This is a genomic window from Streptomyces sp. CC0208 (genome assembly GCF_003443735.1).
Classification (GTDB): domain Bacteria; phylum Actinomycetota; class Actinomycetes; order Streptomycetales; family Streptomycetaceae; genus Streptomyces; species Streptomyces sviceus.
Window position 1 is genome coordinate 2,322,279 of record NZ_CP031969.1, and the last position, 23,789, is coordinate 2,346,067.

The 23,789-nt window shown below is 70.4% G+C and carries 17 protein-coding genes; 4 read left to right on the forward strand and 13 right to left on the reverse strand.

The window, feature by feature from the left end:
• Positions 1-321: 321 nt before the first annotated feature.
• On the reverse strand, positions 322-2,445 hold the full coding sequence (locus D1369_RS10470) for a DNA topoisomerase IV subunit B (protein ID WP_007385182.1): 2,124 nt from the start codon (positions 2,443-2,445) through the stop codon (positions 322-324).
• 442 nt (positions 2,446-2,887) lie between these two features.
• Here D1369_RS10470 and D1369_RS10475 point away from each other — a divergent pair, with 442 nt between their 5' ends.
• Positions 2,888-3,118: a hypothetical protein gene (locus D1369_RS10475; protein ID WP_007385181.1), complete on the forward strand. Its 231-nt coding sequence runs from the start codon at positions 2,888-2,890 to the stop codon at positions 3,116-3,118.
• Positions 3,119-3,240: 122 nt separating this feature from the next.
• Here D1369_RS10475 and D1369_RS10480 read toward each other — a convergent pair whose 3' ends face one another.
• The 7 genes from D1369_RS10480 to D1369_RS10510 all read right to left on the reverse strand — a co-directional run bounded on the left by D1369_RS10480 (position 3,241) and on the right by D1369_RS10510 (position 14,530).
• Entirely contained in the window at positions 3,241-4,107 is an 867-nt protein-coding gene (locus D1369_RS10480; protein ID WP_007385180.1) for a serine protease, read from the reverse strand.
• Positions 4,108-4,227: 120 nt separating this feature from the next.
• Positions 4,228-5,766 carry an RNA polymerase sigma factor gene (locus D1369_RS10485; RefSeq protein WP_007385179.1) on the reverse strand — a complete coding sequence of 513 codons (1,539 nt, stop codon included), beginning with the start codon at positions 5,764-5,766 and terminating at the stop codon, positions 4,228-4,230.
• 423 nt (positions 5,767-6,189) lie between these two features.
• Positions 6,190-7,077: an FCD domain-containing protein gene (locus D1369_RS10490; protein WP_007385178.1), complete on the reverse strand. Its 888-nt coding sequence runs from the start codon at positions 7,075-7,077 to the stop codon at positions 6,190-6,192.
• Positions 7,078-7,239: 162 nt separating this feature from the next.
• Positions 7,240-9,240, reverse strand: coding sequence for an ATP-binding cassette domain-containing protein (locus D1369_RS10495; RefSeq protein WP_007385177.1), 2,001 nt, complete (start codon positions 9,238-9,240; stop codon positions 7,240-7,242).
• A 40-nt stretch (positions 9,241-9,280) separates the two neighbouring features.
• Positions 9,281-10,039 (reverse strand): NUDIX hydrolase, encoded by a 759-nt coding sequence (locus D1369_RS10500; protein ID WP_007385176.1) that lies wholly within the window; start codon positions 10,037-10,039, stop codon positions 9,281-9,283.
• 130 nt (positions 10,040-10,169) lie between these two features.
• Positions 10,170-12,080 (reverse strand): glycogen debranching N-terminal domain-containing protein, encoded by a 1,911-nt coding sequence (locus D1369_RS10505; protein ID WP_240436066.1) that lies wholly within the window; start codon positions 12,078-12,080, stop codon positions 10,170-10,172.
• A 668-nt stretch (positions 12,081-12,748) separates the two neighbouring features.
• Positions 12,749-14,530: a DUF4192 domain-containing protein gene (locus D1369_RS10510; RefSeq protein WP_007385175.1), complete on the reverse strand. Its 1,782-nt coding sequence runs from the start codon at positions 14,528-14,530 to the stop codon at positions 12,749-12,751.
• Between the two features lie 141 nt (positions 14,531-14,671).
• Here D1369_RS10510 and D1369_RS10515 point away from each other — a divergent pair, with 141 nt between their 5' ends.
• Positions 14,672-16,843, forward strand: a complete 2,172-nt coding sequence (locus D1369_RS10515; RefSeq protein ID WP_007385174.1) for a RecQ family ATP-dependent DNA helicase — start codon at positions 14,672-14,674, stop codon at positions 16,841-16,843.
• A gap of 302 nt (positions 16,844-17,145) precedes the next feature.
• Complete coding sequence (locus tag D1369_RS10520) at positions 17,146-17,778, forward strand: hypothetical protein (RefSeq protein ID WP_007385173.1); 633 nt, start codon at positions 17,146-17,148, stop codon at positions 17,776-17,778.
• A 223-nt stretch (positions 17,779-18,001) separates the two neighbouring features.
• Here the strand turns inward: D1369_RS10520 and D1369_RS10525 are convergent, their stop codons facing one another.
• The 3 genes from D1369_RS10525 to D1369_RS10535 form a co-directional block, all read right to left on the reverse strand.
• A complete protein-coding gene (locus D1369_RS10525; protein WP_007385172.1) occupies positions 18,002-18,667 on the reverse strand; it encodes a hypothetical protein in 666 nt (221 codons plus the stop codon).
• A 68-nt stretch (positions 18,668-18,735) separates the two neighbouring features.
• Positions 18,736-19,437: a ribonuclease HII gene (locus D1369_RS10530; RefSeq protein WP_007385171.1), complete on the reverse strand. Its 702-nt coding sequence runs from the start codon at positions 19,435-19,437 to the stop codon at positions 18,736-18,738.
• 81 nt (positions 19,438-19,518) lie between these two features.
• Positions 19,519-20,142, reverse strand: coding sequence for a TetR/AcrR family transcriptional regulator (locus D1369_RS10535; RefSeq protein ID WP_007385170.1), 624 nt, complete (start codon positions 20,140-20,142; stop codon positions 19,519-19,521).
• A 187-nt stretch (positions 20,143-20,329) separates the two neighbouring features.
• On the opposite strand from D1369_RS10535, the gene D1369_RS10540 reads away from it, so the two are divergent.
• Positions 20,330-21,877: an MFS transporter gene (locus D1369_RS10540; protein ID WP_007385169.1), complete on the forward strand. Its 1,548-nt coding sequence runs from the start codon at positions 20,330-20,332 to the stop codon at positions 21,875-21,877.
• 276 nt (positions 21,878-22,153) lie between these two features.
• On the opposite strand, the gene D1369_RS10545 is transcribed toward D1369_RS10540, so the two are convergent.
• Both D1369_RS10545 and D1369_RS10550 read right to left on the reverse strand, forming a co-directional pair.
• Positions 22,154-23,059: an ADP-ribosylglycohydrolase family protein gene (locus tag D1369_RS10545; protein ID WP_007385168.1), complete on the reverse strand. Its 906-nt coding sequence runs from the start codon at positions 23,057-23,059 to the stop codon at positions 22,154-22,156.
• A gap of 12 nt (positions 23,060-23,071) precedes the next feature.
• Positions 23,072-23,731, reverse strand: a complete 660-nt coding sequence (locus D1369_RS10550) for a histidine phosphatase family protein (protein ID WP_007385167.1) — start codon at positions 23,729-23,731, stop codon at positions 23,072-23,074.
• Positions 23,732-23,789: the final 58 nt, after the last annotated feature.

Sequence of the window (23,789 nt, forward strand, 5' to 3'; positions counted from 1 at the left end):
GATCACGGGTGGATTCCCAGGCTGCCGGGTTCTCCACCCAGGGGTGGACAGCCCGGGGTCGCGACGGCTGACCCCGCCGCAGCGCCAGTCCCGCCACGGGCCGCTGCCGCCTGCCACCTCCCACGGGCCGCTGCCGCCTCCCACCTCACGCCTCACGCCTGCCGCCTGCCGCCTGCCGCCTGCCGTGAACGGTCAGCCGGGCGTGACAGACGAGGCGACGGAGCACGAAGGCCTCCGTGCGGTGAGGACGACACTCCCCTTGCACACGGAGGCCTCAGGCCCAGGCACCTACCAGGACATCCGCCGAAGTTCAGCGCAGCGCTACGCGTCGATGCGCGACCGATCCAGCGTCGCCGCCGAGCCCGAGATGAATTCCTTCCGCGGCGCCACGTCGTTGCCCATCAGCAGATCGAAGACCTGCTCGGCAGCCTCCAGGTCGGCGAGGTTGATCCGCCGCAGAGTCCGGTGCCGTGGGTCCATGGTCGTCTCGGCCAGTTGGTCGGCGTCCATCTCACCGAGACCCTTGTACCGCTGGATGGAGTCCTTGTACCGGACCCCCTTGCTCTGGAACTCCAGCAGCTTCTCGCGCAGCTCGCGGTCCGAGTACGTGTAGACGTACTTGTCCTGCCCCTTCTTCGGCTGGACCAGCTCGATGCGGTGCAGCGGCGGCACAGCGGCGAAGACCCGGCCCGCCTCGACCATGGGCCGCATGTAGCGCTGGAACAGCGTCAGCAGCAGGCATCGGATGTGTGAGCCGTCGACGTCGGCGTCGGTCATCATGATGATCTTGCCGTAGCGGGCCGCGTCGATGTCGAAGGTCCGGCCGGACCCCGCTCCTATGACCTGGATGATCGCACCGCACTCGACGTTCTTGAGCATGTCGGTGACGGACGACTTCTGAACGTTGAGGATCTTGCCCCGGATGGGCAGCAGCGCCTGGAACTCGGAGTTCCGGGCGAGCTTCGCGGTACCGAGCGCGGAGTCGCCCTCGACGATGAACAGTTCGCTGCGGTCGACGTCGTCGCTGCGGCAGTCGGCGAGCTTGGCGGGCAGCGAGGAGGTCTCCAGGGCCGTCTTGCGGCGCTGTGCGTCCTTGTGCTGGCGGGCCGCGATACGCGTGCGTGCGGCGGAGACCGCCTTCTCCATGACGACCCGGGCCTGGGCTGCGGCATCCCGCTTCGTGGAGGTCAGGAACGCCTTGAGCTCCTTGGAGATCACGGTGTTCACGATGCGGCGGGCCGCCGAGGTGCCGAGGACCTCCTTGGTCTGGCCCTCGAACTGCGGCTCGGCGAGGCGAACGGTGACGACCGCGGTCAGGCCCTCGAGAGCGTCGTCCTTGACGATGTCGTCCTCGGCGACACGCAGCATCTTCTTGGCGCGCAGCACCTCGTTCATCGTCTTGGTGACGGCCTGCTCGAAGCCGGCCACATGGGTGCCGCCCTTGGGAGTGGCGATGATGTTGACGAACGACCTCAGGGTCGTGTCGTAACCGGTCCCCCAGCGCATCGCGACGTCCACGCCGAGTTCGCGGGTGACCTCGGTGGGCGTCATCTGGCCGTGGTCGTCGAGGACCGGGACGGTCTCCTTGAAGCTGCCCTGGCCGGAGAAGCGGAGGACGTCGTTGACCGGCTTGTCGGAGGCCAGGTACTCGCAGAACTCGCTGATGCCTCCGTCGAAACGGAACGACTCCTCGCCCTTGCTGCCGCCTTCGCCCAGGCCGTACTCGTCACGGACGACGATGGTCAGGCCGGGCACCAGGAACGCGGTCTGGCGAGCGCGCTGGTGGAGGTTGTCCAGGGAGAGCTTGGCGTCCTTGAGGAAGATCTGCCGGTCGGCCCAGTACCGCACGCGCGTGCCGGTCCGGGTCTTGGGGATCCTCTTGGTCTTGCGCAGGCCGCTCGCGGCGTCGAACTTGGCGTCGGGGCCGTTCGCCGCGAAGGCACCCGGAACGCCGCGCCGGAAGCTGATCGCGTGGGTGTTGCCGGCGCGGTCCACCTCGACGTCCAGCCGCGCCGACAGGGCGTTCACCACGGAGGCGCCCACGCCGTGCAGACCGCCGGAGGCGGCGTACGAGCCACCGCCGAACTTGCCGCCGGCGTGCAGCTTGGTCATGACGACCTCGACGCCGGACAGGCCCGTCTTGGGCTCGACGTCGACCGGGATGCCACGGCCGTTGTCCCGGACCTCCACGGAGGCGTCGTCGTGGAGGATCACCTCGATGTGGTCGCAGTATCCGCCCAGGGCCTCGTCGACGGAGTTGTCGATGATCTCCCACAGACAGTGCATCAAGCCACGGCTGTCGGTTGATCCGATGTACATACCAGGGCGCTTGCGTACGGCCTCGAGCCCCTCGAGGACGAGCAGGTGCCGCGCGGTGTAGTTGGACCCGTCCCGGTCTGCTCCTGCCAGCAGAGCTGTGGACGGCACGGACGTCTCGGCGGTCACGCGGTTCGCTCCTCGCTGAATTTCAGGTGGGGCCCTTGTGGGTAAGGGCGCGGCTTCGGTCGCCGCCAAGAGGGTACCGAGGCCTGGTAGAGCCGTTGTAACGCCACCCTCGTGCGGAAACACAGAGTAGTCCAGGGTCGCATGCCTGTTCGATCCCTCGATGGGGTGAAGTACATATCACGTTCCCTTGGGGGCATGAACCATTTAGGCTCCGGGCACGTCCTCATGAACAACCGGCAAGCCAGCCGGGAGGACCGACCTTGACCGACAGCGCGAAACCGTAAGACACACAGACACGCAATACGGCACATTCGCCGCCAAACCGGCAGCAGCCGGCCGTCCGGAAAATTTCTCTCTGGGTGAAGCCCCGAGCGGGAACGTTTTGGGGCTGGTTGGATGTTGACCCTGGTACGACAGCTCGTCGAGCTAGAGAAGAGGCGACGTGACTACTGTTCTGACCCCCGCGAGCCCGCTGACGGCCGCTGACCGCTGCGACCGCTGCGGCGCCCAGGCGTACGTGCGCGTCGTGCTGCTCAGCGGCGGAGAACTGCTCTTCTGCGCCCACCACGGTCGCAAGTTCGAGCCGGAACTCAAGAAGATCGCCGCTGAGATACAGGACGAGACGGAGCGGCTCACGGCCGTTCCCGCATCCGTATCAGAAGAAGAGCGCTGACACTTCGCGTCCACGACGAGCCAGCTCCGGCACAGGCCGGCACAAGGGCGGCTGTCCCTGCTCCCAGGGGCAGTCGCCCTTGCTCATGCCTTTACGATGCGCTCAGCGCGCCCAAGGCGCTGTCACGCGGCCCCTCGGTGCCGGTCGGCCGCCGCATTGCGACCGTCCCAGCCCAGCGTCCGCATGACGTCGGACACACGGGCATAGACACCAGGACGGCCCGCTCGTCCACAGCCGCTCCCCCACGACACCAGCCCGATCAGCTTCCCCCGGGCGACCAGCGGCCCACCGCTGTCCCCCTGGCAGGCGTCACGACCACCCGAGTCCTCCCCTGCGCACAGCATGCTGTCGGCCCGGTAGGTGCCCTCGGCGCCGCCCGGATAGGCCCTCTCGCAGTCCGCGTCGGCCAGTACGTGCACGTTGGCCGCCCGCAGACTGCGCGCGTAGTCGCCGCCCCCCGTGACGTCACCCCAGCCGTACACCGTGGCGCCGGCTCCCGGCTCGTACGCGGCGTCACCGGCGGGCGCCATGGCGATGACCGCGTTCTGCGGCAACGGCTCGGCGAGGGTGAGGACGGCGAAGTCCCCGGCGTTGCTCTGCGGGTCGTAGCCGGCATTAACCCATGCTCCACGTATGGCGATCTCCTTGCCCTGGTCCGAGAGCAGATCCGTACGGGCCGCGATGACGCGGAAGTCTTTCACCTGCTCGGCCGGTGCTCCCAGGACGTCCTCGCCCATGCAGTGGGCCGCGGTGAGCACCGTGGTCGGGCCGACGGCGACACCGCCGCAGAACTGCCCGGCGCGCGTACCTCCGAACCGGTCACGGGTGGACAGAGCCACCGTCCAGGGCGCCTGGGACACATCGACGGGGAATCCCCCGAGGACGACGCTGTCGGCGGCCACGGGGGCGGCCGACGCCAGCGGTATGGCCGCCGCCACGGCTGCCAGAATCAGCGGCCGGGCCAGCGCCCGGGAAATGGGGTGACGCATGCATGCTCCTCACTCCGGGTGGTGATCGGAAACCCAGAGTCATGCAGGGCGCCTGTACGCGCAGCACGAAGGCCCGGTCCCTGACGAGGGATCGGGCCTTCGGTGTCGTACGACGACGACCTAGTCGAGGTAGTCGCGCAGCACCTGCGAACGCGACGGGTGGCGCAGCTTCGACATGGTCTTCGACTCGATCTGGCGGATGCGCTCGCGCGTGACGCCGTAGACCTTGCCGATCTCGTCGAGGGTCTTCGGCTGACCGTCGGTGAGGCCGAAGCGCATCGATACGACGCCCGCCTCGCGCTCGGACAGGGTGTCGAGGACGGAGTGCAGCTGCTCCTGCAGGAGTGTGAAGCTGACCGCGTCGGCCGGGACGACGGCCTCGGAGTCCTCGATGAGGTCACCGAACTCGCTGTCGCCGTCCTCGCCCAGCGGGGTGTGGAGCGAGATGGGCTCGCGGCCGTACTTCTGGACCTCGATGACCTTCTCGGGGGTCATGTCGAGCTCCTTGGCCAGCTCCTCCGGAGTGGGCTCGCGGCCCAGGTCCTGGAGCATCTGGCGCTGCACGCGCGCGAGCTTGTTGATGACCTCGACCATGTGCACCGGGATACGGATGGTGCGGGCCTGGTCGGCCATCGCGCGGGTGATCGCCTGACGGATCCACCAGGTGGCGTACGTGGAGAACTTGTAGCCCTTGGTGTAGTCGAACTTCTCGACCGCGCGGATCAGACCGAGGTTGCCCTCCTGGATGAGGTCCAGGAAAAGCATGCCGCGGCCGGTGTAGCGCTTGGCCAGGGAGACCACCAGACGGAGGTTGGCCTCCAGGAGGTGGTTCTTGGCGCGGCGGCCGTCCTCGGCGATGATCTCCAGCTCGCGCTTGAGCTTGGGGGCGAGCTTGTCGGCGTTGGCCAGCTTGTCCTCGGCGAACAGTCCGGCCTCGATGCGCTTGGCGAGCTCGACCTCCTGCTCGGCGTTGAGCAGCGGGACCTTGCCGATCTGCTTGAGGTAGTCCTTGACCGGGTCGGCGGTGGCACCGGCCACGGCGACCTGCTGGGCAGGCGCGTCGTCCTCGTCGTCGTCGGAGAGGACGAAGCCCTTGTTCTCGGCCCCCTCCTCTTCCTCTTCGCCGGGCTTGATCTCCTCGAGGACCTCTTCCTCGATGACCTCGGCGTCGTCCTTCTTGGCGGTCGTCTTCTTGGCCGCCGCCGTCTTCTTGGTGGCGACGGTCTTCTTCGCGGCCGCCTTCTTGGTGGCGACCGCCTTCTTCGCGGCGGGCTTCGTGGGCGCTTCGCCCTCGACTGCGGGCTCAGCGGCGGGAGCCGCCGGGGTGGCGGTGGCGGTGGCCTTCTTGGTGGTCACCGTCTTCGCCGCGACCGTCTTGGTGGCGGTGCGCTTGGCCGGACTCTTCGCTGCGACGCTCTTTCGGGTGCGCTTGGGCTCCGCGGCACTGACCATCAGCGTCACACCCTCTTCCTCGAGGATCTGGTTGAGGCTGCGCAGTACGTTCTTCCACTGAGTGGCCGGAATCTGGTCAGCTTCGAAGGCCCGACGCACGTCATCGCCGGCGATCTGCCCCTCGGCCTTTCCCCGCTCAATGAGAGCCATGACAGAGACGGACTCGGCGATCTCCGGCGGGAGCGTACGGGATGTGCTGGCCGACACGAACAACCTCTCGGAACGTTGGAAAACGGCTTCCGGCCCCGTCCACAACGGACAGGAGCCGACCACCGGCCTGGGAGTGGCCGACGGCGCGGGCGGGGGGCCGGGAGGATGCACAGCGCCTGAAACGGCGTCCGTATTCCCTCCGCGGCTGTCACCTCTTAGGTCATCGCGCTGTTCCCGCGAGCGTTACGCCCAATCTGCGTGGCCCGAGTCACACCCCGTAAGCGGCCAAAAACGGTCAGACACGGACAGACAAGGTCACCCAGCGGTTCGGACCAGCAAAGCCCCGGGGTACGTCACCGCGCCGTCGGACCCCGCAGGATCCTTGGGAATCCTGCGGGGTCCGACGGAGGGCGGCTCGGCGGCCGGACGATGCCGCAGGAGCAGAAGGGCATCCTCGGCCGCGCCGCCCGCGCCGCGCGGTCAGTGCTCGCGCGGCGCCGGCACCACACGCTCGACCTCGGGATGAACGGTGAGCAGTTGACGCATGGCCGCTTCGGCCGCCGCGGCATCGCCGGTGGCGAGGGCGTCGACGATACGTCCGTGATGCGCCAAGGACGTCTCGTTCGGCCGGTCACAGCCGGTGACCGGGTTGCCGGAGACCTGGAGGGCGGCGGAGACGATCCCGGAGAGATGCTCCAGCATGCGGTTGCCCGCGAGCTGGATGAGCAGGGAGTGGAACTCGGCGTCGGCACGGGAGAAGGTGAGCGCGTCACCCTGGCTCATGGCGTGCCCCATGATCTCGACCATGTCACCGAGGCGCTGCTGGACGTCCTCCCGGCCATGTCCCGCGGCCAGGCGCGCGGCGAGCGGCTCGATCGTCCAGCGCAGCTCGCTCAGCTCGCGGCGCTGGTCGTCGCGCTGCGGTCCGTAAGCCCGCCATTCGATGATGTCCGGGTCCAGCAGGTTCCAGTCGCTGACGGGACGCACGCGCGTACCGACGTTCGGCCGGGCACTGACCAGACCCTTGGCCTCCAGGACGCGGAGCGACTCACGGACGACGGTGCGGGAGACCTCGAAACGCTGGCCGATCTCCTCGGGGACCAGCGGCCGGTCGGCTCCCAGGTCACCGGAGACGATCATCTGACCCAGCTGCTGGACGAGTTGGCCGTGCAGTCCGCGCCCGCGGTTGCCCGCGGCCCGTCGGCCCACGCGGCCCAGCTCCGGGTCCGAGCCGTCCCAGACGGAGGCTCCGACGCGGCCTGCGGCCGGGGCCTCGGCGTAGGAGTAGCGGTCGAGATCGCCCGGGCCGGCCAGACCGGAGTCGGCGGAGCGGGCGGCGGTCATCATGGTGTGCGCAAGGGTACTCACGGATCCTTTGTCGGCGCCGCCTCCAACTCCCTTGAGGTCTTTGGTGAAAAGCACACGAAAGGGTGATCGCTCACCCCGTCGCAATTGACGCCTTATCGGAAAGAAATGCGCTTTCGTCGGGAAGTTGTGCGCAGGCCGGGACCGGAAGCGCACGGACGGTCGTCATCGGACCCTGCTACGCAGGGTCGTGAGCAGATATGCGCACAGCAGAGCGGTCAGCGACAACGCCAGCGCCCCGCCCACCGGTTGAGCGATCACCCGCACCGCTCCGACGAGATAGCGCTCTCCGCCGAAGGGCCACTGCGGCAGGAAGACCTCGCGCAGCCGCGCGGGAAGACCCGTCGCCGCTCGCACGGACGCCCCCTCCAGGGCTCTTTGCACGAGGGGTACGACGAGAACGGGCACAGCGACCACCGCGGCGAGCCCGGCCGTGGTGGACCGGAAGACGCCGGCGGCCAGGACCCCGGACCAGGCACAGCCGGCCACGAGCCCGAACCAACTCACGCTCAGCGCCGGCCAGTCCGCGGGAACTTCCGTGAGTTCCCGTCCGTAGACGAGATAGAGCACTTCGGCGTCGCAGCCCACCGTGAGAAAGGCTAGTGCCAGCGCGGCGACAGTGGCGACGGCGAGTTTCGCGGTGAGCAGCCCGAGCCGACGGGGCACGGTACCGCGGTCCGCGGCCAGGGCGGGGTGGCGGAACTCGTCGCCGAACGCGAGCGCACCGAGCAGTCCGGCCCCGAGCGCAGCCGGGGGCAGCGGCAGCTCCCTCGGCCATGCGGCCAGCAGCCGCGCCTGCGGGGTGTGACCGACGCGTGCCAGGAGTGCGGCGGTAAAGGCGGACGCGACGAGCACGGCGGCGGCGGTGAGGAACCCAGTGCCGATCCCTGCCGCGCGGCGCAGTTCGTAGCGCAGGGGGCGCAAGGGGCTGGGGGCTGACCTGACGGAGATGGGGGGTGGGAGGGGGGGTAGGGGGGCATGGGCCCCGGAGACGGTGGCGGGGCTCAGAGCGGTGTCACCGCTCTCCGCGGCCTGGGCGCTGCCGGGGTCTGGACTGCAGTGTGCCGTCTGGTCGCCGGGCGCTCTCCGGTCGGCGGGCACCGCCCGCTCACCGCGCAGGTGCGAGCCGCTCGGCGTTGGGGGGTTGTCGTGCGCCTGGCCTCCTCGCACCGCTGTCCCGGCCACCCCGACGGCCTCATTGCCGACGAGCTCGCCGGGCTCCGGCCCCGTGACGCCTGCCCGCACTTCCTGTGCCGCTTCCGCGATCTCACCGGGAAACGGACCCGCGCCGGGCCCCATGTCCCCGATCTCGTCGGCCAGTTGGTGAACCAGGACGCCATGCCGGAAGGCAGTCTCGCCGACGTCGGCACATGTACTGCCGTACACGGACAGACGGTTGCCGCCTTCCCGGACGACTTCGACGGAGCGGTGGGCCGTGCGGGCCTCCTTGGCGAGCAGGGCGGCGAGGCGGGCGGCGTGGGGGGTGCGGACGGCGACACGGGGACGGAGTCTGGTGCGGGCGAACTCCGCGGCCGCCTGGTCTGCGACGAGCCTGCCCTGTTCGAGCGTGATGACGTGATCTGCGGCGCGCGCGGCCTCTTTGGGCTCGGCCGTGGTGAAAAGGACCGTGCCGCCCTGGGCGGCGTGCGCTCGCAGCATGCCGTGCAGCCAGTGGCTCTCCCGAGTGGAGAGTCCGTCGGCGGGAGCGTCCAGCACGAGGGTGTGCGGGTCCGGCAGCAGGGCGCAGGCCAGGCCCAGGCGCCGGTCCATGCCCCGAGACAGGGTGCCGAGCCGCTCGTCGCGCAGGCTGACCAGGCCCACCACTTCGAGCACTTCTTCCGCGCGCCGGACCGGGACACCGGCCGCGGCGCACAGCATGCGCAGATGACCGCGGACCGTGCGCGCGGGATGGCCGGGAACCTCGCCCATGAGGACACCGACCTCGCGCGAGGGGTGCGCGATGCGATGCAGCGGGCGCCCCTTGAAGTAGGTCAGGCCACGGCCCTGTTGGAGTTCGAGCATCAGTCTGAGCGCCGTCGTCTTGCCCGCGCCCGGCGCTCCGAGGAGCGCGGTGACGCGGCCCGCTGGGGCTTCGAAGGACACGTCGTCGACCGCGGGCGGAAGGTCCTTGCGGGAATTGCTGGTCAGTCCGAAGGCCTGGATCACCTGTAGCAAGATAGCGGGTTATGTCCGGTTTTCGGGGCCGTCACACTTCGGGGCGCAGCATCGGGGGGTTGAGAAGAGTGGCGCCGCCGGCCCGGAAGAGCTGGGCGGGGCGGCCGCCCTGTCGCGTGGTGGTGCCGCCGGTGGGGACCAGAAAGCCCGGTGTGCCCGTCACCTTGCGGTGGAAGTTGCGCGGGTCCAGTGCCACGCCCCACACCGCCTCGTAGACCCGGCGCAGCTCTCCGACGGTGAACTCGGGCGGGCAGAACGCGGTGGCCAGCGACGAGTACTCGATCTTGGAGCGGGCGCGCTCCACTCCGTCCGACAGGATCTGCGCATGGTCGAAGGCGAGCGGCACGACCGGCTCACCGTCCCGACCGTAGCCGCCCTGCTGCAGCAGTTCTTCGACGGGCGCCCAGCGTGCGTTGCTGGCGTCACCGCCTGCCCGGGGGGCGGGCAGGTCGGGGGCGAGGGCGAGGTGGGCGACGCTCACCACGCGCATCCGGGGATCACGCTTGGGGTCGCCGTAGGTCGCCAGCTGTTCCAGGTGCGCTCCGTTGTCCTGGACGGGGACGGCCGGGTCATGGGCACGCAGTCCCGTCTCCTCGGCCAGCTCGCGGGCAGCGGCCTGCGCCAGATCCTCATCGGCCCGTACGAAACCGCCGGGAAGCGCCCAACGCCCCTGGAACGGCGGCTCGCCCCTGCGTACCGCGAGCGCACACAGGGCGTGACGGCGCACGGTCAGTACGACCAGGTCCACGGTGACGGCGAAGGGCGGAAAGGCTGACGGGTCGTAGGGCATGCGGCGATCATAGTCGTCTGCCTGACGATAAACACTCCCTTCGCGGGTCGCATCGGTGCCTGATCCAGTACCGTCCGAACGGGTCGCGTCCTCCCCTGCCCGCTTCTGTCGGGAACAGCGTCGTTCGAGGTCACGCCCCCAGTTGCAGCCCTTCGGCGGCCTCCTCGACCATGGCGAGCCCGAGTCTGCTGACCCGTACCGCGAACGGGGCCCCCGCAATCCTCAGCCCGGTCAGGCCGAGCTCGCCGAGAGGCGCGCTGCGCACGGGGCGCAGTGTGACGGTCCCCGCCGGGACATCGGGACGGATGCCCGCGAGGGCGCTCAGCACCAGAACTCCGGTGGCCGCTGCCGTGGCCGCTGGGCGGCAGGCCGCCGGGTGAGGAAGGGGAGCGCTCCCGTCGGTGCGCTGCTCACCCGCGTACATCTCGGGGAGCCGGTGGCCGAAGGCCTCAGCCGCGGCCAGCAGGCCGCGCAGGAGCGAGCCGGCCTCCTTCTCGTACCCGGCGGCAGCCAGGCCCGAGACGGCGATGGCCGTCTCGTGGACTCGTACGGCACCGGTGCGATGGCCGAACGGGTTGTATCCCGCCTCTTTCGTGCCCAGTCCGCGCAGCCCCCAGCCCGAGTCCATGGCCGGGCTCCCGAGCAGCCGGGCCAGCTGTTCGGTCTGCGCCCTGTCGAGCAGACCGGGTGCCTGTTCGCCCCCGCCGAGCAGTCCGGTGTCCAGGAGATGGACAGCCGCGGCGCCGAAGTGCGCCACCAGGCGTCCGTCGGGGGCCCGCGCGGCCGCCGGTCGGCCACCGCTGCGGTCCTCGACCCAGAAGTCCGCGCGGAAGGCCATGCGCAGTTCGCGGGCCCACTGCCGCAGCGCCGCCCCGCCGGGTCTGTCGAACGCGTCCAGCAGTTCGGCACCGAGGACGGCAGCGCGATGCGCATGCGCCTGCGTGTCGCAGCGGACGGGGCCGCCGGGCTGTGGGTCGCACAGATAGGTCCCCTCCCCCACGGTCGCCCGGAGCCAGCCCAGACACCGTTCGGCTGTCGGGAGCAGCTCTTGCGTCTCCTGAGGTGAGAGCCCCCATCGGAAGGCCTCCGCGAGGAGAGCGGGAAAGAGCAGGGTTGCCTCGGTACCCGTGCAACAGGCCGGCAGGTGGGCGCCCGCGTCCCGGCGCGGCCCGGGAATCATGCCGGACTGCCTTGTCTGCTCGCGGAGTTGGGTGCGCGCGAGGGTGCGGAGCGTGCCCGCGGCGAGCCCGGTGCCGAGCGGCAGCGTCATCCGGGCCGCGACGAGCGCGTCGGCCGGTGCCAGGCCGCAGCGCCAGGGGGCTCCGGCCGCGAGGTGGGTGTCGGTGGGGTGCGCCGGGTCGCGCAGCAGTAGGGACTGGAGATCGTCGATGCTCGTGTGCAGGAGCGGCTGGACCGCGGGGTGGTCTCCCGTCGCGCGGGCGGAGGCCAGGGGGCTGGTCGCCGCTCGCCCCACGGCGCGGACGGGGCCCGCGCCCTCCAGACGCACGCGCAGCTCCAGGCCGACGGTGCCTCCGGGGGGTAGGTCGAACTCCCAGCGCAGCAGGCCTGCCGACGCGAGGGCGTCGGCGGGTGGTGGGTCGGCCGTGACCGATGCCCCGCCGGTCGCGCAGGACCAGCGCAGACCGCAGTCGTGGACGACGGCGGGCAGTTCGGGTCCTCTTCGGCCCGAGGCGATCGCGCCCAGGTCCGCCAGGTCCGTACCGAGGGCCACCTCCACCGGCAGCCGCAGCGGACGGGCGGCGGCGCTGTGCAGCATGATGCGTTCCGTCCCGTCCGCGTGGCGGGTTCGCTCCACGACGACGTCAGGGTCCGGGCCGCCGCCCTGGGAAACGCACGCGGTGGCCACGAAGCGTGCGCGATCCGCCGCGGTCGTCCGGGCCTGGACCGCGAGCGGCTCACGGCCGGCGACACGGATCTGACACCGGGAGAGCACACGCCTGCCTGCGCGGTAGAAACCCTCCAGCCCTTGACCGGTCAACTGCCCCTGGTCCGTGGAGATGGCGAGGCCCGGGAGCGCCACACAGATGATGACCGAGTGCGCCGGTGGGAGATCAGCTGAGCCTCGAGGGATCGTCGAGGGGTTCTGTGTCGGCTTGGACGGCACGGGTGAAGGAAGGCGGGCAGCACGGTTCGCCGTCGGAGGCGGAGTCCGGCCCTGCCCCGTGGATGTCGGCGGGCGTCGTACGGGCCCCGATGACGGGGGCGGATCACGGTCCCATGACAGCGAGGGAGTGGTGTCCTCCCGATCCTGTTCCGGAGTCGGGTTCGGATTCCGGCGGTGTTCCACCGCCCCCGCGGTGTGCGCGGTGCCTCTCGGAAACATCGGTTCAGGCGTACCGGTGTCCATGGCCCGCGGCAGCGGACCGGCGCTTCCTTTCCACACCGTCGTCGGCACGCCGAGGACGGCGCGGCCGTCGTCGGCGGAGGGCGGAGTCGGCTGATACAAGGGGCGCTTCCTCTGCACTCTGCGCGGCCCGGGCGTGTTCGGCGCCCGGTGCGGGGCTCCTGAAGGGCATGGGCGATGCGGCGGTACGGCCCGGTAGGGGGTTCCGCCACTCAGGTGAACGGGACGGGCCTGTTCAGGGTCACGCCCATGGGCCCGGAAGCCGACCGAATGGCGGCGGGCCAGGGCCGTCGCCCGACGGCACAGATGAGACCAGCCTCGTGCGAGACCCTTCGAGCGGTCGCTCATCGCTTTTCCTCGGTGGCCTCGCCCCCGGGCCGAGTGCCCTCGGCTCGGCGTGCGTCGCCCATGCCCGTGGTGCGGCGGACCGTACCGGGACGCGTACCGCGGGCCGGGCGGGAGCGTGGGCGGGACTCCTCGGCGCAGGGCTGTCGCCCCTCCGTCTCGGCGGGATGGGGACGGGCATCGGCGCGAGCGCCGGGACGCACCCGCTTGCGTCGGCGGGAGGCCGTGGGCGGTGGCATCGGCGGATTCCGGTCGGCACCGGACGGGCACGGCGGCAGCGCGCCTTCGGCAGGGGACGGACACACAGCCAGCGCGTCCTTGGAGTCCCCGGACAGCTCCATGGTTTCTTCGCAGGCGGGCGGGGATGACGCCTGACTCATGCCAGGACCGGGCATGTTCAGCCCCGTCGTGTCCTCGGCCGACTCCACGTCTGCGGACCGAGCGACCTCGGACCGCGCGCGTGCATCCCGCCCCTCGCGCTCCGCTCGCAGGCAGCGGCGGATGGATTCCGGGTCGAGTCCCTCGTTGCATGCCTGGTGCAGGAGCCGGGCGAAGAGATAGCTGGGATCTGCGCCCAGGGCCATGGCCAGCGCCTCCCTGGCCTCGATCTCGTCGCCCGCGGACCAGGCGACCCATCCCGCGAGGGTGAGTGGCGCCGCCGCATGCTCGCCGTAGGGTCCGACACACCGGCGGGCCAACGCGCGCCACAGACGCAGGGCCGGTCCGGCCTCCTCCGCCTCCATCCACTCCGCCGCGCGGTCCCGGGTCGTGCGGTCCTGAAGCCCGAGGATGAGTTCCGCCGCGTCTTCGTGCCCCAGGATTTCGTCGTCGCGCAGGTCGGCCTGGAGCGGGCCCGACACGGGCGCCGCCTCGGCGAAGCGGGCCATGGTGTGCCGGGCCAGGCTCAGCGTCCTCTCGGCCACGTCCACCCGGCTCGCCTGGTCGAGCATCCTGGGGACCAGGGCCATGCCGGCGGTGTCCAGGGCGACCTCCTGCTCCAGCGCGGCCGCGGTCTCCCAGGGCTGCAGCCTGGCCCGCAACTCGCGAAGGGTCCCCCGCACCTGCAGTCCGGCGTACGTGGCCGCGGCGGCGAGCACCGATGTGCCGGGCAGACCCATCGGAAGTCCCTCCGCGGGGCAGCAGTCCTCGCTCGGGCAGCAGTACGACCAGTAGCGGCCGTCGGAGATGCACAACGCCTCGATCACAGGAACGTCGAGCCGACCGCACTCCGTGCGCAGCAGACCGGCGAGCGGGGCGAGCCGCTCCGTGATCTGCCGGCCCGTCTCGCCGGGCCCCGGTTCCTGGCAGAGGTAGGCGACCATCTGTTCGGGGCGGCCGCCCCTGCGCTCGCTGCCGGTGATCAGCCCGTGGGCCAGCTGCCGGGCGACGGCCGGCCAGTCGTCCTTGTTCGCGGGAATGCCCAGCCGGGCCCGCCCTCCGAACCGGCCGCGGCCGCCCCGGTCGTGCAGGGCGACCAGGACGATGCTGTCCTCGGGCCGGTATCCGAGCAGGTAGGGCAGAGCGTCGGCCAGCTCGCCCGGAGTCCGCAGGGTGACCTGGTGTTCGGCGCCATGTGCGTCGAATCCGACGCGGTCGCTGATCCCCGTGCCGTCGTTGTCCCGCCCGTCGCCGCTCCGTCCGGGGATGTTCCGTCCGCCGCCGTGCCCTCCGGTGTTGCTCCGGCCGCCGCCGGGCCGCCCCTCGCCGTTCCGTCCGTCGCGGTTCCGCTCGCGGTCATTGCCGTTCGCGGCGGATCCAGTCGCTTCGCTGTGGTTCGTCATGCGCAGACGATCTCGCGGATCTTGAGGTTCCGTTTGGGCCTGTGGATAAGTCCGATCAGGGCCACGACAACCCCCGTCCGGTCATCCACAGCCAGGCAACCGAGACGCCCCGCTGTCGGAGGCGTCCTGTTGTATGGGGGCATGACGCACACGAGCAAGACGGAGTTGCGCGAGGCCGCCGACGGGATCCTCGTCCGGCTCGTCGGGGACAGCACCGGATCGGCGCGGCTGCGCGAGGACCAGTGGCGGGCGATCGAGGCACTGGTCGCCGACAAGCGCCGGGCCCTGGTCGTGCAGCGCACAGGATGGGGCAAGTCCGCGGTGTATTTCGTGGCGACGGCCCTGCTGCGCGAGCGTGGCGCCGGACCCACCGTGATCGTCTCTCCGCTGCTCGCGCTCATGCGCAACCAGGTCGAGGCCGCCGCCCGGGCCGGCATCCACGCCCGGACCATCAACTCCTCCAACCCCGAGGAGTGGGAGACCATCCGCGCCGAGGTCGCCGCGGGCACCGTGGACGTACTGCTCGTGAGCCCCGAACGGCTCAACAACCCGGACTTCCGCGACAACGTCCTGCCGGAGCTGTCGGCCGCCACCGGCCTTCTCGTCGTCGACGAGGCGCACTGCATCTCCGACTGGGGCCACGACTTCCGCCCCGACTACCGACGGCTGCGCACCATGCTCACCGACCTCCCGCCCGGGGTGCCGGTGCTGGCCACCACCGCCACGGCCAACGCCCGGGTCACCGCCGACGTAGCGGAGCAACTGGGCACCGGCACCGCTTCGGACGCACTGGTCCTGCGCGGCCCGCTCGACCGCGAGAGCCTGAGCCTCGGCGTGCTCCACCTGCCCGACGCCACACACCGGCTGGCCTGGCTCGCCGATCACCTGGACGACCTGCCGGGCTCCGGGATCATCTACACGCTGACCGTGGCCGCCGCCGAGGAGATCACCGCCTTCCTGCGGCAGTGCGGGCACACCGTCACCTCGTACACGGGAAAGACGGAGAACGCCGAACGCCAGCAGGCCGAGGAAGCCCTCCTCGCGAACAAGGTCAAGGCGCTGGTGGCCACTTCCGCGCTCGGCATGGGATTCGACAAGCCCGACCTCGGCTTCGTCGTCCATGTCGGCTCACCCTCCTCCCCCATCGCCTACTACCAGCAGGTCGGCCGCGCGGGACGCGGTGTCGAGCACGCGGAGGTGCTGCTCCTGCCCGGCCGTGAGGACGAGGCGATCTGGTCCTACTTCGCCTCCGTCGCGTTCCCACCCGAAGAAGCCGTACGGCGCACCCTGGACGCCCTCGCCCGGGCGGACCGGCCGCTGTCGCTGCCCGCGCTCGAACCGCTGGTGGAGCTCAACCGCACCCGCTTGGAGATCATGCTCAAGGTGCTGGACGTGGACGGCGCGGTCCACCGGGTCAAGGGCGGCTGGATCGCCACCGGAGCGCCCTGGTCGTACGACACCGAGCGCTACGCCTGGGTCGCCAAGCAGCGCGCCACCGAACAGCAGGCGATGCGCGACTACGCCACCACCACGGGCTGCCGTATGGAGTTCCTGAGGCGGCAGTTGGACGACGAACAGGCGGCTCCCTGCGGCCGCTGCGACAACTGCGCGGGCCCCCGATTCACCGCCGACATCTCCGTTGCCGCCCTGGACACGGCGGGCGGCTCGCTCTCCCGTGCCGGTGTCGTGGTGGAGCCCCGCCGCATGTGGCCGACGGGTCTGCCGGCCATCGGCGTCGACCTGAAGGGCCGTATTCCGTCCGGCGAACAGGCCTTGCCGGGCCGGGCTCTCGGGCGACTGTCGGACATCGGCTGGGGCAACCGACTGCGACCGCTGCTCGCACCCCGGACTCCGGACGCCCCCGTCCCCGACGACGTGGCGAACGCCGTCGTGACCGTGCTGGCCGACTGGGCCAAGTCGCCCGACGGCTGGGCCTCCGGCGCCCCGGACGCACCGGCCCGTCCTGTCGGGGTGGTCACCGTTCCCTCGCGCGGCCGGCCCCAGTTGGTTCACTCGCTGGGCAGCCGGATCTCCGCCGTCGGCCGTCTGCCGTTCCTGGGATCCCTCGCCTACACGGACGACACCGCCGATGTGGCCCTGCCCCGCTCCAACAGTGCTCAGCGTCTGCGGGCCCTGCACGGGGCGATCGTCGTGCCGCCGCCCCTCCGGGAAGCGCTGCAGGCAGCGGCAGGTCCCGTCCTGCTCGTCGACGACATGACCGATACCGGCTGGACCCTCGCAGTCACCGCCCGACTGCTGTTGCGGTCAGGTGCCCAGGGGGTGTTGCCTCTGGTGCTGGCCGTCCGTGGCTGAGCAGGCACCGCAGCCGGCAGAGCGTCACGCGCGCGACGGATGCGGGCCTCGAACCTCCGGGCTCGGAGGTCCCGGGCGTCGCCCGCCAGAACACTGGGTAGGGATATAAGCCACGAACGACCTGATTCGGGTCGGTGGACCCAATTGCTCGTTGCCGCAACCAAGTTCGACAGGAAGAATTGAGGTCCGCTCCCCGCACGGCTTGTCCGTAGACCGGTAGACCGGTAGGGCTCTGCTGCGGTGCGCGCTTCCCCCGAATCCGACCCCGCCCGCCGTATGGGCGCGTAGCCGAAGGGAGGACCGTGACCTTCGGACTCGCTCCGTCCTCCGCGGCGTCCACGTCGTCAGCCGACCTGTCCGCCGCATCCGCCAACCCTCTGGCCCGTCTGCTCGAACCCGCCGAGTGGGCCGAGGCCGGCATCCCGCTGCTGCGCAACCCGCGTGAGGTCGTCAGCGGGTTGCACTCGCGGCACCGTCCCAAACCGGCGACCGCGATCGTGGCGGTCCTCGATCCGGACGAACGGCTGCGGGCGAGCGCCTCGTTCACGCGCCGTCCGGCACCGGCCGACGGCTGGATGTTCCGGAACACGCTGCTGGCCCAGCTGCGCCGGGTGATCCCGCACGACCTGCGGCGCCGCACCCCCGTACGCACCGCCGTGCTGCTCTACTGCCGCGAGGGCGACGCGCGTTGGACGGAGGAGGACGGTGCGTGGATGTGGGGGCTGCGTGACGCCTGCACCCTGCACGGGCTGCGCTGCGGGGCGTACATCACGCTGACGCGCGACGGGTGGCAGGTGCTCGGCGAGGGACGCGGCGGACGTCGGCCGAACGCGGACTCGACGCCGGAGCCCTTCGCCACGTCCGAGTCACCGCCTCTGCTCCCGCGCACCGGCGGCGCCGCATCTGAGGTCCTGCGCCGCGCGGCGGCTCGCTGAAGCCGAGTCCGTCCCGATCACCGTTCTTCGGCCGTACGTCCGTGACGTACGGCCCCCGACGTCGTGACGCACCGGGTGCGCACACTTCCTGAACCGGCTCGGCATGAGGTCCGAACCGGACGTCCACTCGAACGCGGGCATGCCTGAGAGCTCACTGTGCAGGTGCCGCGCAAGCGGCACCTCTCCTCGCCCCCGGTGTCCTTCCGGACCTACCGAAACCGGCTCAGACGCCGACGCCCAGTACCGAGTTGATCTGCTGCGGGTCGCCACAGACGATCAGCAGGGCACCGGCCCGGGCGTGGGCCAGAGGCAGGGCCTCGGCGACAGCGGCGGCGGAACCGCCGTTGACGGCGACCACGACCACCGGACGGGACGTGGCACGCGAGGCAGTCGTGGCGTCCGCGTAGAACACGTCGTCACCGGCGTCGTGCTGGGCCCAGTAGGCGGTTTCACCGAAGGACAGCTCATGGGCGGCCCACGGATGCTGTTCACCGGTGGTGATCACCAGCACCTCACCGGGGGCGCGGCCGGACTCCAGCAGCAGGTCCACGGCTTCCTCGGCAGCGTCGAGCGCACCGACGGCCGAGGCCGGGATGAGCTGGAGCTGCGGGGCCGCCGAAGCCGCGGCTGGAGCCGAGACCGGGGTGGGGGCGGAGGTGGCAGGGGCAGCGGGGCCCGGCACTGCGGGCTTGGCCACGGCCACATCGTGCGGCGTCCGCTGCACTGGCGGCGCGGGCCGCAGCGGGCCGGGACGACCGGGGCGCGGCGGAGCCACGGGGCGTGGACCGGGTACGGGACGGGGGGTCGGCGCGGTGCGGCCGCTGGCCGGAGTGGCGCGGGGACCCTGGGCACTCTCGTGAATCTGAGGCTCCTCGGGAATGAGAGGCATGGGCTGATATTTATCAAACGTTGGTGCGGCTCGCGTCAGCGGGTGGCACATCAGTGCGAGCGGAATCGTCAGAAATCGAAGCCGAGCTGGCCCTCGATCGCCGGAACGCTTCCGTCCGCCCAGCTGCGGGCCTTCTTGAGGTGCCGCCACTGAGGCAGCGCATCAAGATACGCCCACGACAACCGGTGGTACGGGGTGGGGCCCCGAACTTCCAGCGCGGCCTTGTGCACGGGTGAGGGATACCCGGCGTTGGCCGCGAAACCGAAGTCTGCATGGTCGATACCCAGTTCGGCCATCATTTTGTCGCGCTGAACCTTGGCGATCACCGAGGCCGCCGCGACCGCCACACAGGATTGGTCGCCCTTGATCACGGTCCGGACCTTCCAGGGCGTTCCGAGATAGTCGTGCTTCCCGTCGAGGATCACCGCGTCCGGCCGGACCGGAAGTGCCTCTAGGGCGCGCACGGCGGCGATCCGCAGGGCGGCCGTCATGCCCATGTGGTCGATCTCTTCCGGAGACGCGTGACCCAGGGCGTACGACGTCACCCATGTCCGTAGTTCCTCGGCGAGTTCGGTGCGGCGTTTGACGCTGAGCAGCTTGGAGTCGGTGAGGCCTTGGGGCGGTCGGCGCAGTCCGGTGACCGCCGCGCAGACGGTGACAGGGCCGGCCCAGGCACCTCGCCCCACCTCGTCGACACCGGCGATGATCTTCGCTCCGGTTGTGGCACGAAGAGAGCGCTCGACGGTGTGAGTAGGCGGTTCGTACGGCATGGCGCCCTTAGCCTACGCCGTTCGGATCACCCCGCGACACCCGGTTTCCCCGGACGGCGTCGAGCCGTCCGCGAAGGGCGCTCACGGTCCGCTCGACCGCAGCAGCGGCAGCATGAACCGGTCGATCATCTCTTCGACATCCTGGTCATCCCATTCGCTACCGCGCATCTTGGAGCGGTACATCATCATGGCCGGGATGGCATCGAAGACATAGTCGTTCGCCGCGTCAGGCCGCACCTCGCCCCGCCCTACTCCACGGGTGATGATCTGGCGAAGCAGCTTGACGCTCGGCTCCACGACCCCGTTGAAGATCACGGCATGGAAGCGCTCCGCCTGAGTCTGGTCGCATTCGTGAATGACGGAACGCAGCGCGGAGCCGGGTCGCGAGAACATCGCCTCGCGCGCTTGGCGGCACAGCTCGAGCAGGTCCTCGCGCACGCCGCCGAGGTCGGGGGCCTCCTCGAAGCGCGGCAGTCCGGCCCGAAGGGCGTCCGCGACGAGGTCCTCCTTGGACGGCCAGCGGCGATAGACCGCGGCCTTGCCGGTCTGGGCTCCGGCGGCGACGCCTTCCATCGTGAGGCCGTTCCAGCCGACCGTGCTGAGCTGCTCCAGCGCGGCGTCGAGAATCGCACGCTCCAGCACGGCGCCACGCCGACGGGGGGAGGCCGTCTGAGCGGGGGCGGCCGTCCAGCGCGAGGTAACCATCTGAGTGTCTCCAGCAACAGGGAAGCGGGGGATTTCGGGGAGGGACGGAGCATCGCGCGGCGACACAGGGGGACACGCCACGCGCCAACAAACGCAAGTGAACGCTTGCGTTCACTACTGGGGACTCACTACCGTTGACGCAACAGTGAACGCGACCGTTCACTAACCCGCTTGTGGGGGACCCATAGTGACAACCTCTCAGTTGATCAAGCATCAGAAACCAGGTGCGGCCCGCCGGGAAGGGCGACCCGGCATCGCGCTCGCCGTCATCGCGGCCTGCCAACTCATGGTGGTACTCGACGCGACGATTGTGAACATCGCACTGCCGCACATTCAAGACGCTCTCAAGTTCAGCACCACCGACCTCACCTGGGTCGTCAGCGCCTACACACTCACCTTCGGCGGCCTGCTGCTTCTGGGCGGCCGCGCCGGTGACATCCTCGGGCGCCGCCGGGTCTTCATGACCGGCATCCTGCTGTTCACCTTCGCCTCGCTGCTCGGCGGTCTCGCCCAGGAGCCCTGGCAACTGCTGGCCGCCCGTGTTCTCCAGGGCGTGGGTGGCGCGATCGCGTCGCCGACCTCGCTGGCACTGATCACCACCACGTTTCCCGAAGGGCCTGAGCGGAACCGGGCCTTCGGTGTCTTCGCCGCCGTCTCGGCCGGCGGCGGCGCCATAGGCCTGCTGGCGGGAGGCATGCTCACCGAGTGGCTCGACTGGCGATGGGTGCTCTTCGTCAACGTGCCGATCGGTGTGCTGATCGCCGTACTCACCCCGATGTACATCAGCGAGTCGCAACGGCACAGCGGCCGCTTCGACATCGCGGGCGCCCTGACCTCCACGGGAGGCATGGCCCTGCTGGTCTACGGCTTCATCCGCGCCGCCGACGAGGGCTGGCGGGACAACCTGACCATCGGGTCCTTCGGCATCGCCGTGGTGCTCCTGCTCGCCTTCGCGTTCATCGAGTCGCGCGCCAAGGAACCGATCACCCCCCTGCGGATGTTCGCCGACCGCAACCGCTCGGGCACGTACGTGATCATGTTGAGTCTCGCTGCCGCGATGTTCGGCATGTTCTTCTACATCGTGCTCTTCGTCCAGAACGTCCTGGACTACACCCCGATCGAGGCCGGTCTCGCCTTCCTGCCCGTGACCGTCGTCATCGCGCTGGGCGCGGGCCTGTCGCAGCGATTCCTGCCGGTGCTCGGCCCCAAGCCGTTCATGCTCGCCGGTTCGGCGCTCGCGGTGGCCGGGCTCGCCTGGCAGGCCCTCATCAGCTCCGACAGCTCCTACGTCGGTGGAGTGCTGGGACCCATGCTGATCTTCGGCTTCGGTATGGGCCTGAACTTCGTGACACTGACGATCACCGCGGTCTCCGGCGTCGCCCAGCACGAGGCCGGCGCGGCGTCCGGGCTGCTCAACACCACCCAGCAGGTCGGCGGTTCGCTCGGTCTGTCCATCCTGACGACGGTGTTCGGGTCGGCCAGCAAGGACGAGGCGAAGAAGCAGCTGCCGCATTTCATGGCCGACGGTTCGGCGGAACAGAAGGCGGAGTTCACCAAGACGCACCAACTGCCCGCCCCGTGGGGGCACGAGGTGCTCGCCCAGGGCATCTCGTCGGGCTTCGTGGCCGCCGCCTCGATGGCCGTACTGGCCCTGGCCACCGCCTGGTTGGTGATCAAGGTGCGCAAGAGTGATCTGGAGGCGCTCGCCGGCACGGCCGGACCGGGTCTCGGCTGAGGGAGCCGAGCCCGCGGTGAGCCGCGGATGGCCGGACCGGGTCCGGGGGATCGACGGCGAGGACGGCGGTCCGGCCATCCGCACCAAAAGCACCGCGCTCAGCAGGGCGAACGGCAACAACCACCCCATGGCTGCACCCCCGCCCCTCTCACGTCCCTCCTGCGCGCACCGGCCCACCCGTCGCACGGCACTGTCATCACAACGAGCCGCTGGTTACGCAGAGTTCCCGTCATGCACGAAGAGTTTCGATGAGATGGCGCGGTCCGGCACGGGCTCCTACTCCGGCACCCGCAACCACTCCGGAAACGCCTCGGTCCGTTCCACCCACTCGGCGGGCGGCGTCCCGGCCTTCCCCGCGGCGATCACACCGCCCACGATGGCGCAGGTCGTGTCCACGTCGCCGCCGACCTGGGCGGTCGTCCAGAACGCCTCTTCGTAGTCACCCAGGGACCGGGCGGCGGACCAGACAGCGAACGGCACGGTGTCATGGGCCGTGGTACGGCGCCCGCATCCCAGCACGGCCGCGACGGTGGAGGCGTCGCCGTAGTCGAGCATGTCGCGGGCCCGCCTGAGCCCCGCGCCGACGGCACTCTTCGGGACGAGCGCGATGACACCGTCCAGAAGCGCACCAGGGCTGGGCGGGCCACCGGGGGCGGCGGCCAGCGCGGCGGCCGCGGCAACGGCCATGGCGCCGACGACCGCCTCCCGGTGCTGATGCGTGGGGTAGGCCGAGATCTCCGCCTGGTGGGTCGCCTGCTCCGGGTCGTCCGCGTAGAAGGCGCCGAGGGGCGCGATGCGCATCGCGGCTCCGTTGCCCCAGGAACCCTGCCCATTGAAGAGGGCCGCGGCGAGCTCACGCCAGTCACCGCCCTCGCGGACCAGCCGCAGCAGTCGGTTGACGGCGGGGCCGTACCCCCGGTCGAAGTCGTGGTGCTCGGCGAAGGACCAGGCCAGGGCATCCTGGTCGACGCGGTGGTGGGCGGCCAGGACGGCCACGACCGAGCAGGCCATCTCGGTGTCGTCCGTCCACTGCCAGTTGCCGGGCGGCAGCTCGCGGTTCTTGAGCAGGGGGTAGTTCACCGGCACGAAGAACTGCGAGCCCAGCGCGTCTCCCACGGCCAGGCCGCGCAGACTGGCCAGGGCGCGGTGCAGGCGCCCGTCGGGTGAGGAGTCAGCGGTCATCGGTCAGCCACTCTAATCGGTGATCCCGTACGGTTCCGGCTCTCGCCAGCGTCCGAAGGGCCGGTCAAGGGCGTACTTCCCGTCGTCCCCGAGAACGAGCATCCGCATCTCCGCGTTCCCCGGATTCGACAGCGACTCGAATTCGGCGACCGTCCAGTGGAACCAGCGCATGCAGAACAGCCGCATGGCCAGGCCGTGCGTGACGATCAGGACGTTCGGCGGATGGTCGGGCGCCTCGAAGCTGCGGTACAGGCTCTCCAGGAAGCCGCCGACCCGGTCGTACACATCGGCCCCGGACTCGCCCTGCGCGAACCGGTAGAAGAAGTGTCCGTAGGCGTCGCGGTACGCCTTCTGAAGACGTACGTCGTCGCGGTCCTGCCAGTTCCCCCAGTCCTGCTCCCGCAGCCGGGGTTCCTCGCGCACCCGTATGAGGTCGGGGTCCAGATGGAAGGCGCGAAGGGTCTCGTGCGTACGACGGTACGGGGAGACGTACACACTGACCTGTTCGCGGCCCAGCACCTCCCGCAGCCGTTTTCCGGTCTCCTCCGCCTGCCGCCAGCCCCGTTCCGTCAGGGCCAGGGCGTGATCGGGCTCGCGCTCATACACGGTGTCATCAACATTGCCCGTTGACTCCCCGTGCCGGACAAGGACGATTCGCCGTGGTCGTGCCATGCCAAGACCCTAGATCGAGTGAGGGCGTATCGAGGACTCGTACGGGCTCCATACGGCG

What these genes read in the sequence shown, in the direction of transcription:
- D1369_RS10480 (WP_007385180.1), bottom strand. Translation starts at nt 4,107, where the DNA reads ATGCGTCACCCCATTTCCCGGGCGCTGGCCCGGCCGCTGATTCTGGCA.
- D1369_RS10500 (WP_007385176.1), bottom strand. Translation starts at nt 10,039, where the DNA reads ATGCCCTACGACCCGTCAGCCTTTCCGCCCTTCGCCGTCACCGTGGAC.
- D1369_RS10510 (WP_007385175.1), bottom strand. Translation starts at nt 14,530, where the DNA reads ATGACGAACCACAGCGAAGCGACTGGATCCGCCGCGAACGGCAATGAC.
- D1369_RS10515 (WP_007385174.1), top strand. Translation starts at nt 14,672, where the DNA reads ATGACGCACACGAGCAAGACGGAGTTGCGCGAGGCCGCCGACGGGATC.
- D1369_RS10525 (WP_007385172.1), bottom strand. Translation starts at nt 18,667, where the DNA reads ATGCCTCTCATTCCCGAGGAGCCTCAGATTCACGAGAGTGCCCAGGGT.
- D1369_RS10530 (WP_007385171.1), bottom strand. Translation starts at nt 19,437, where the DNA reads ATGCCGTACGAACCGCCTACTCACACCGTCGAGCGCTCTCTTCGTGCC.
- D1369_RS10535 (WP_007385170.1), bottom strand. Translation starts at nt 20,142, where the DNA reads ATGGTTACCTCGCGCTGGACGGCCGCCCCCGCTCAGACGGCCTCCCCC.
- D1369_RS10545 (WP_007385168.1), bottom strand. Translation starts at nt 23,059, where the DNA reads ATGACCGCTGACTCCTCACCCGACGGGCGCCTGCACCGCGCCCTGGCC.
- D1369_RS10550 (WP_007385167.1), bottom strand. Translation starts at nt 23,731, where the DNA reads ATGGCACGACCACGGCGAATCGTCCTTGTCCGGCACGGGGAGTCAACG.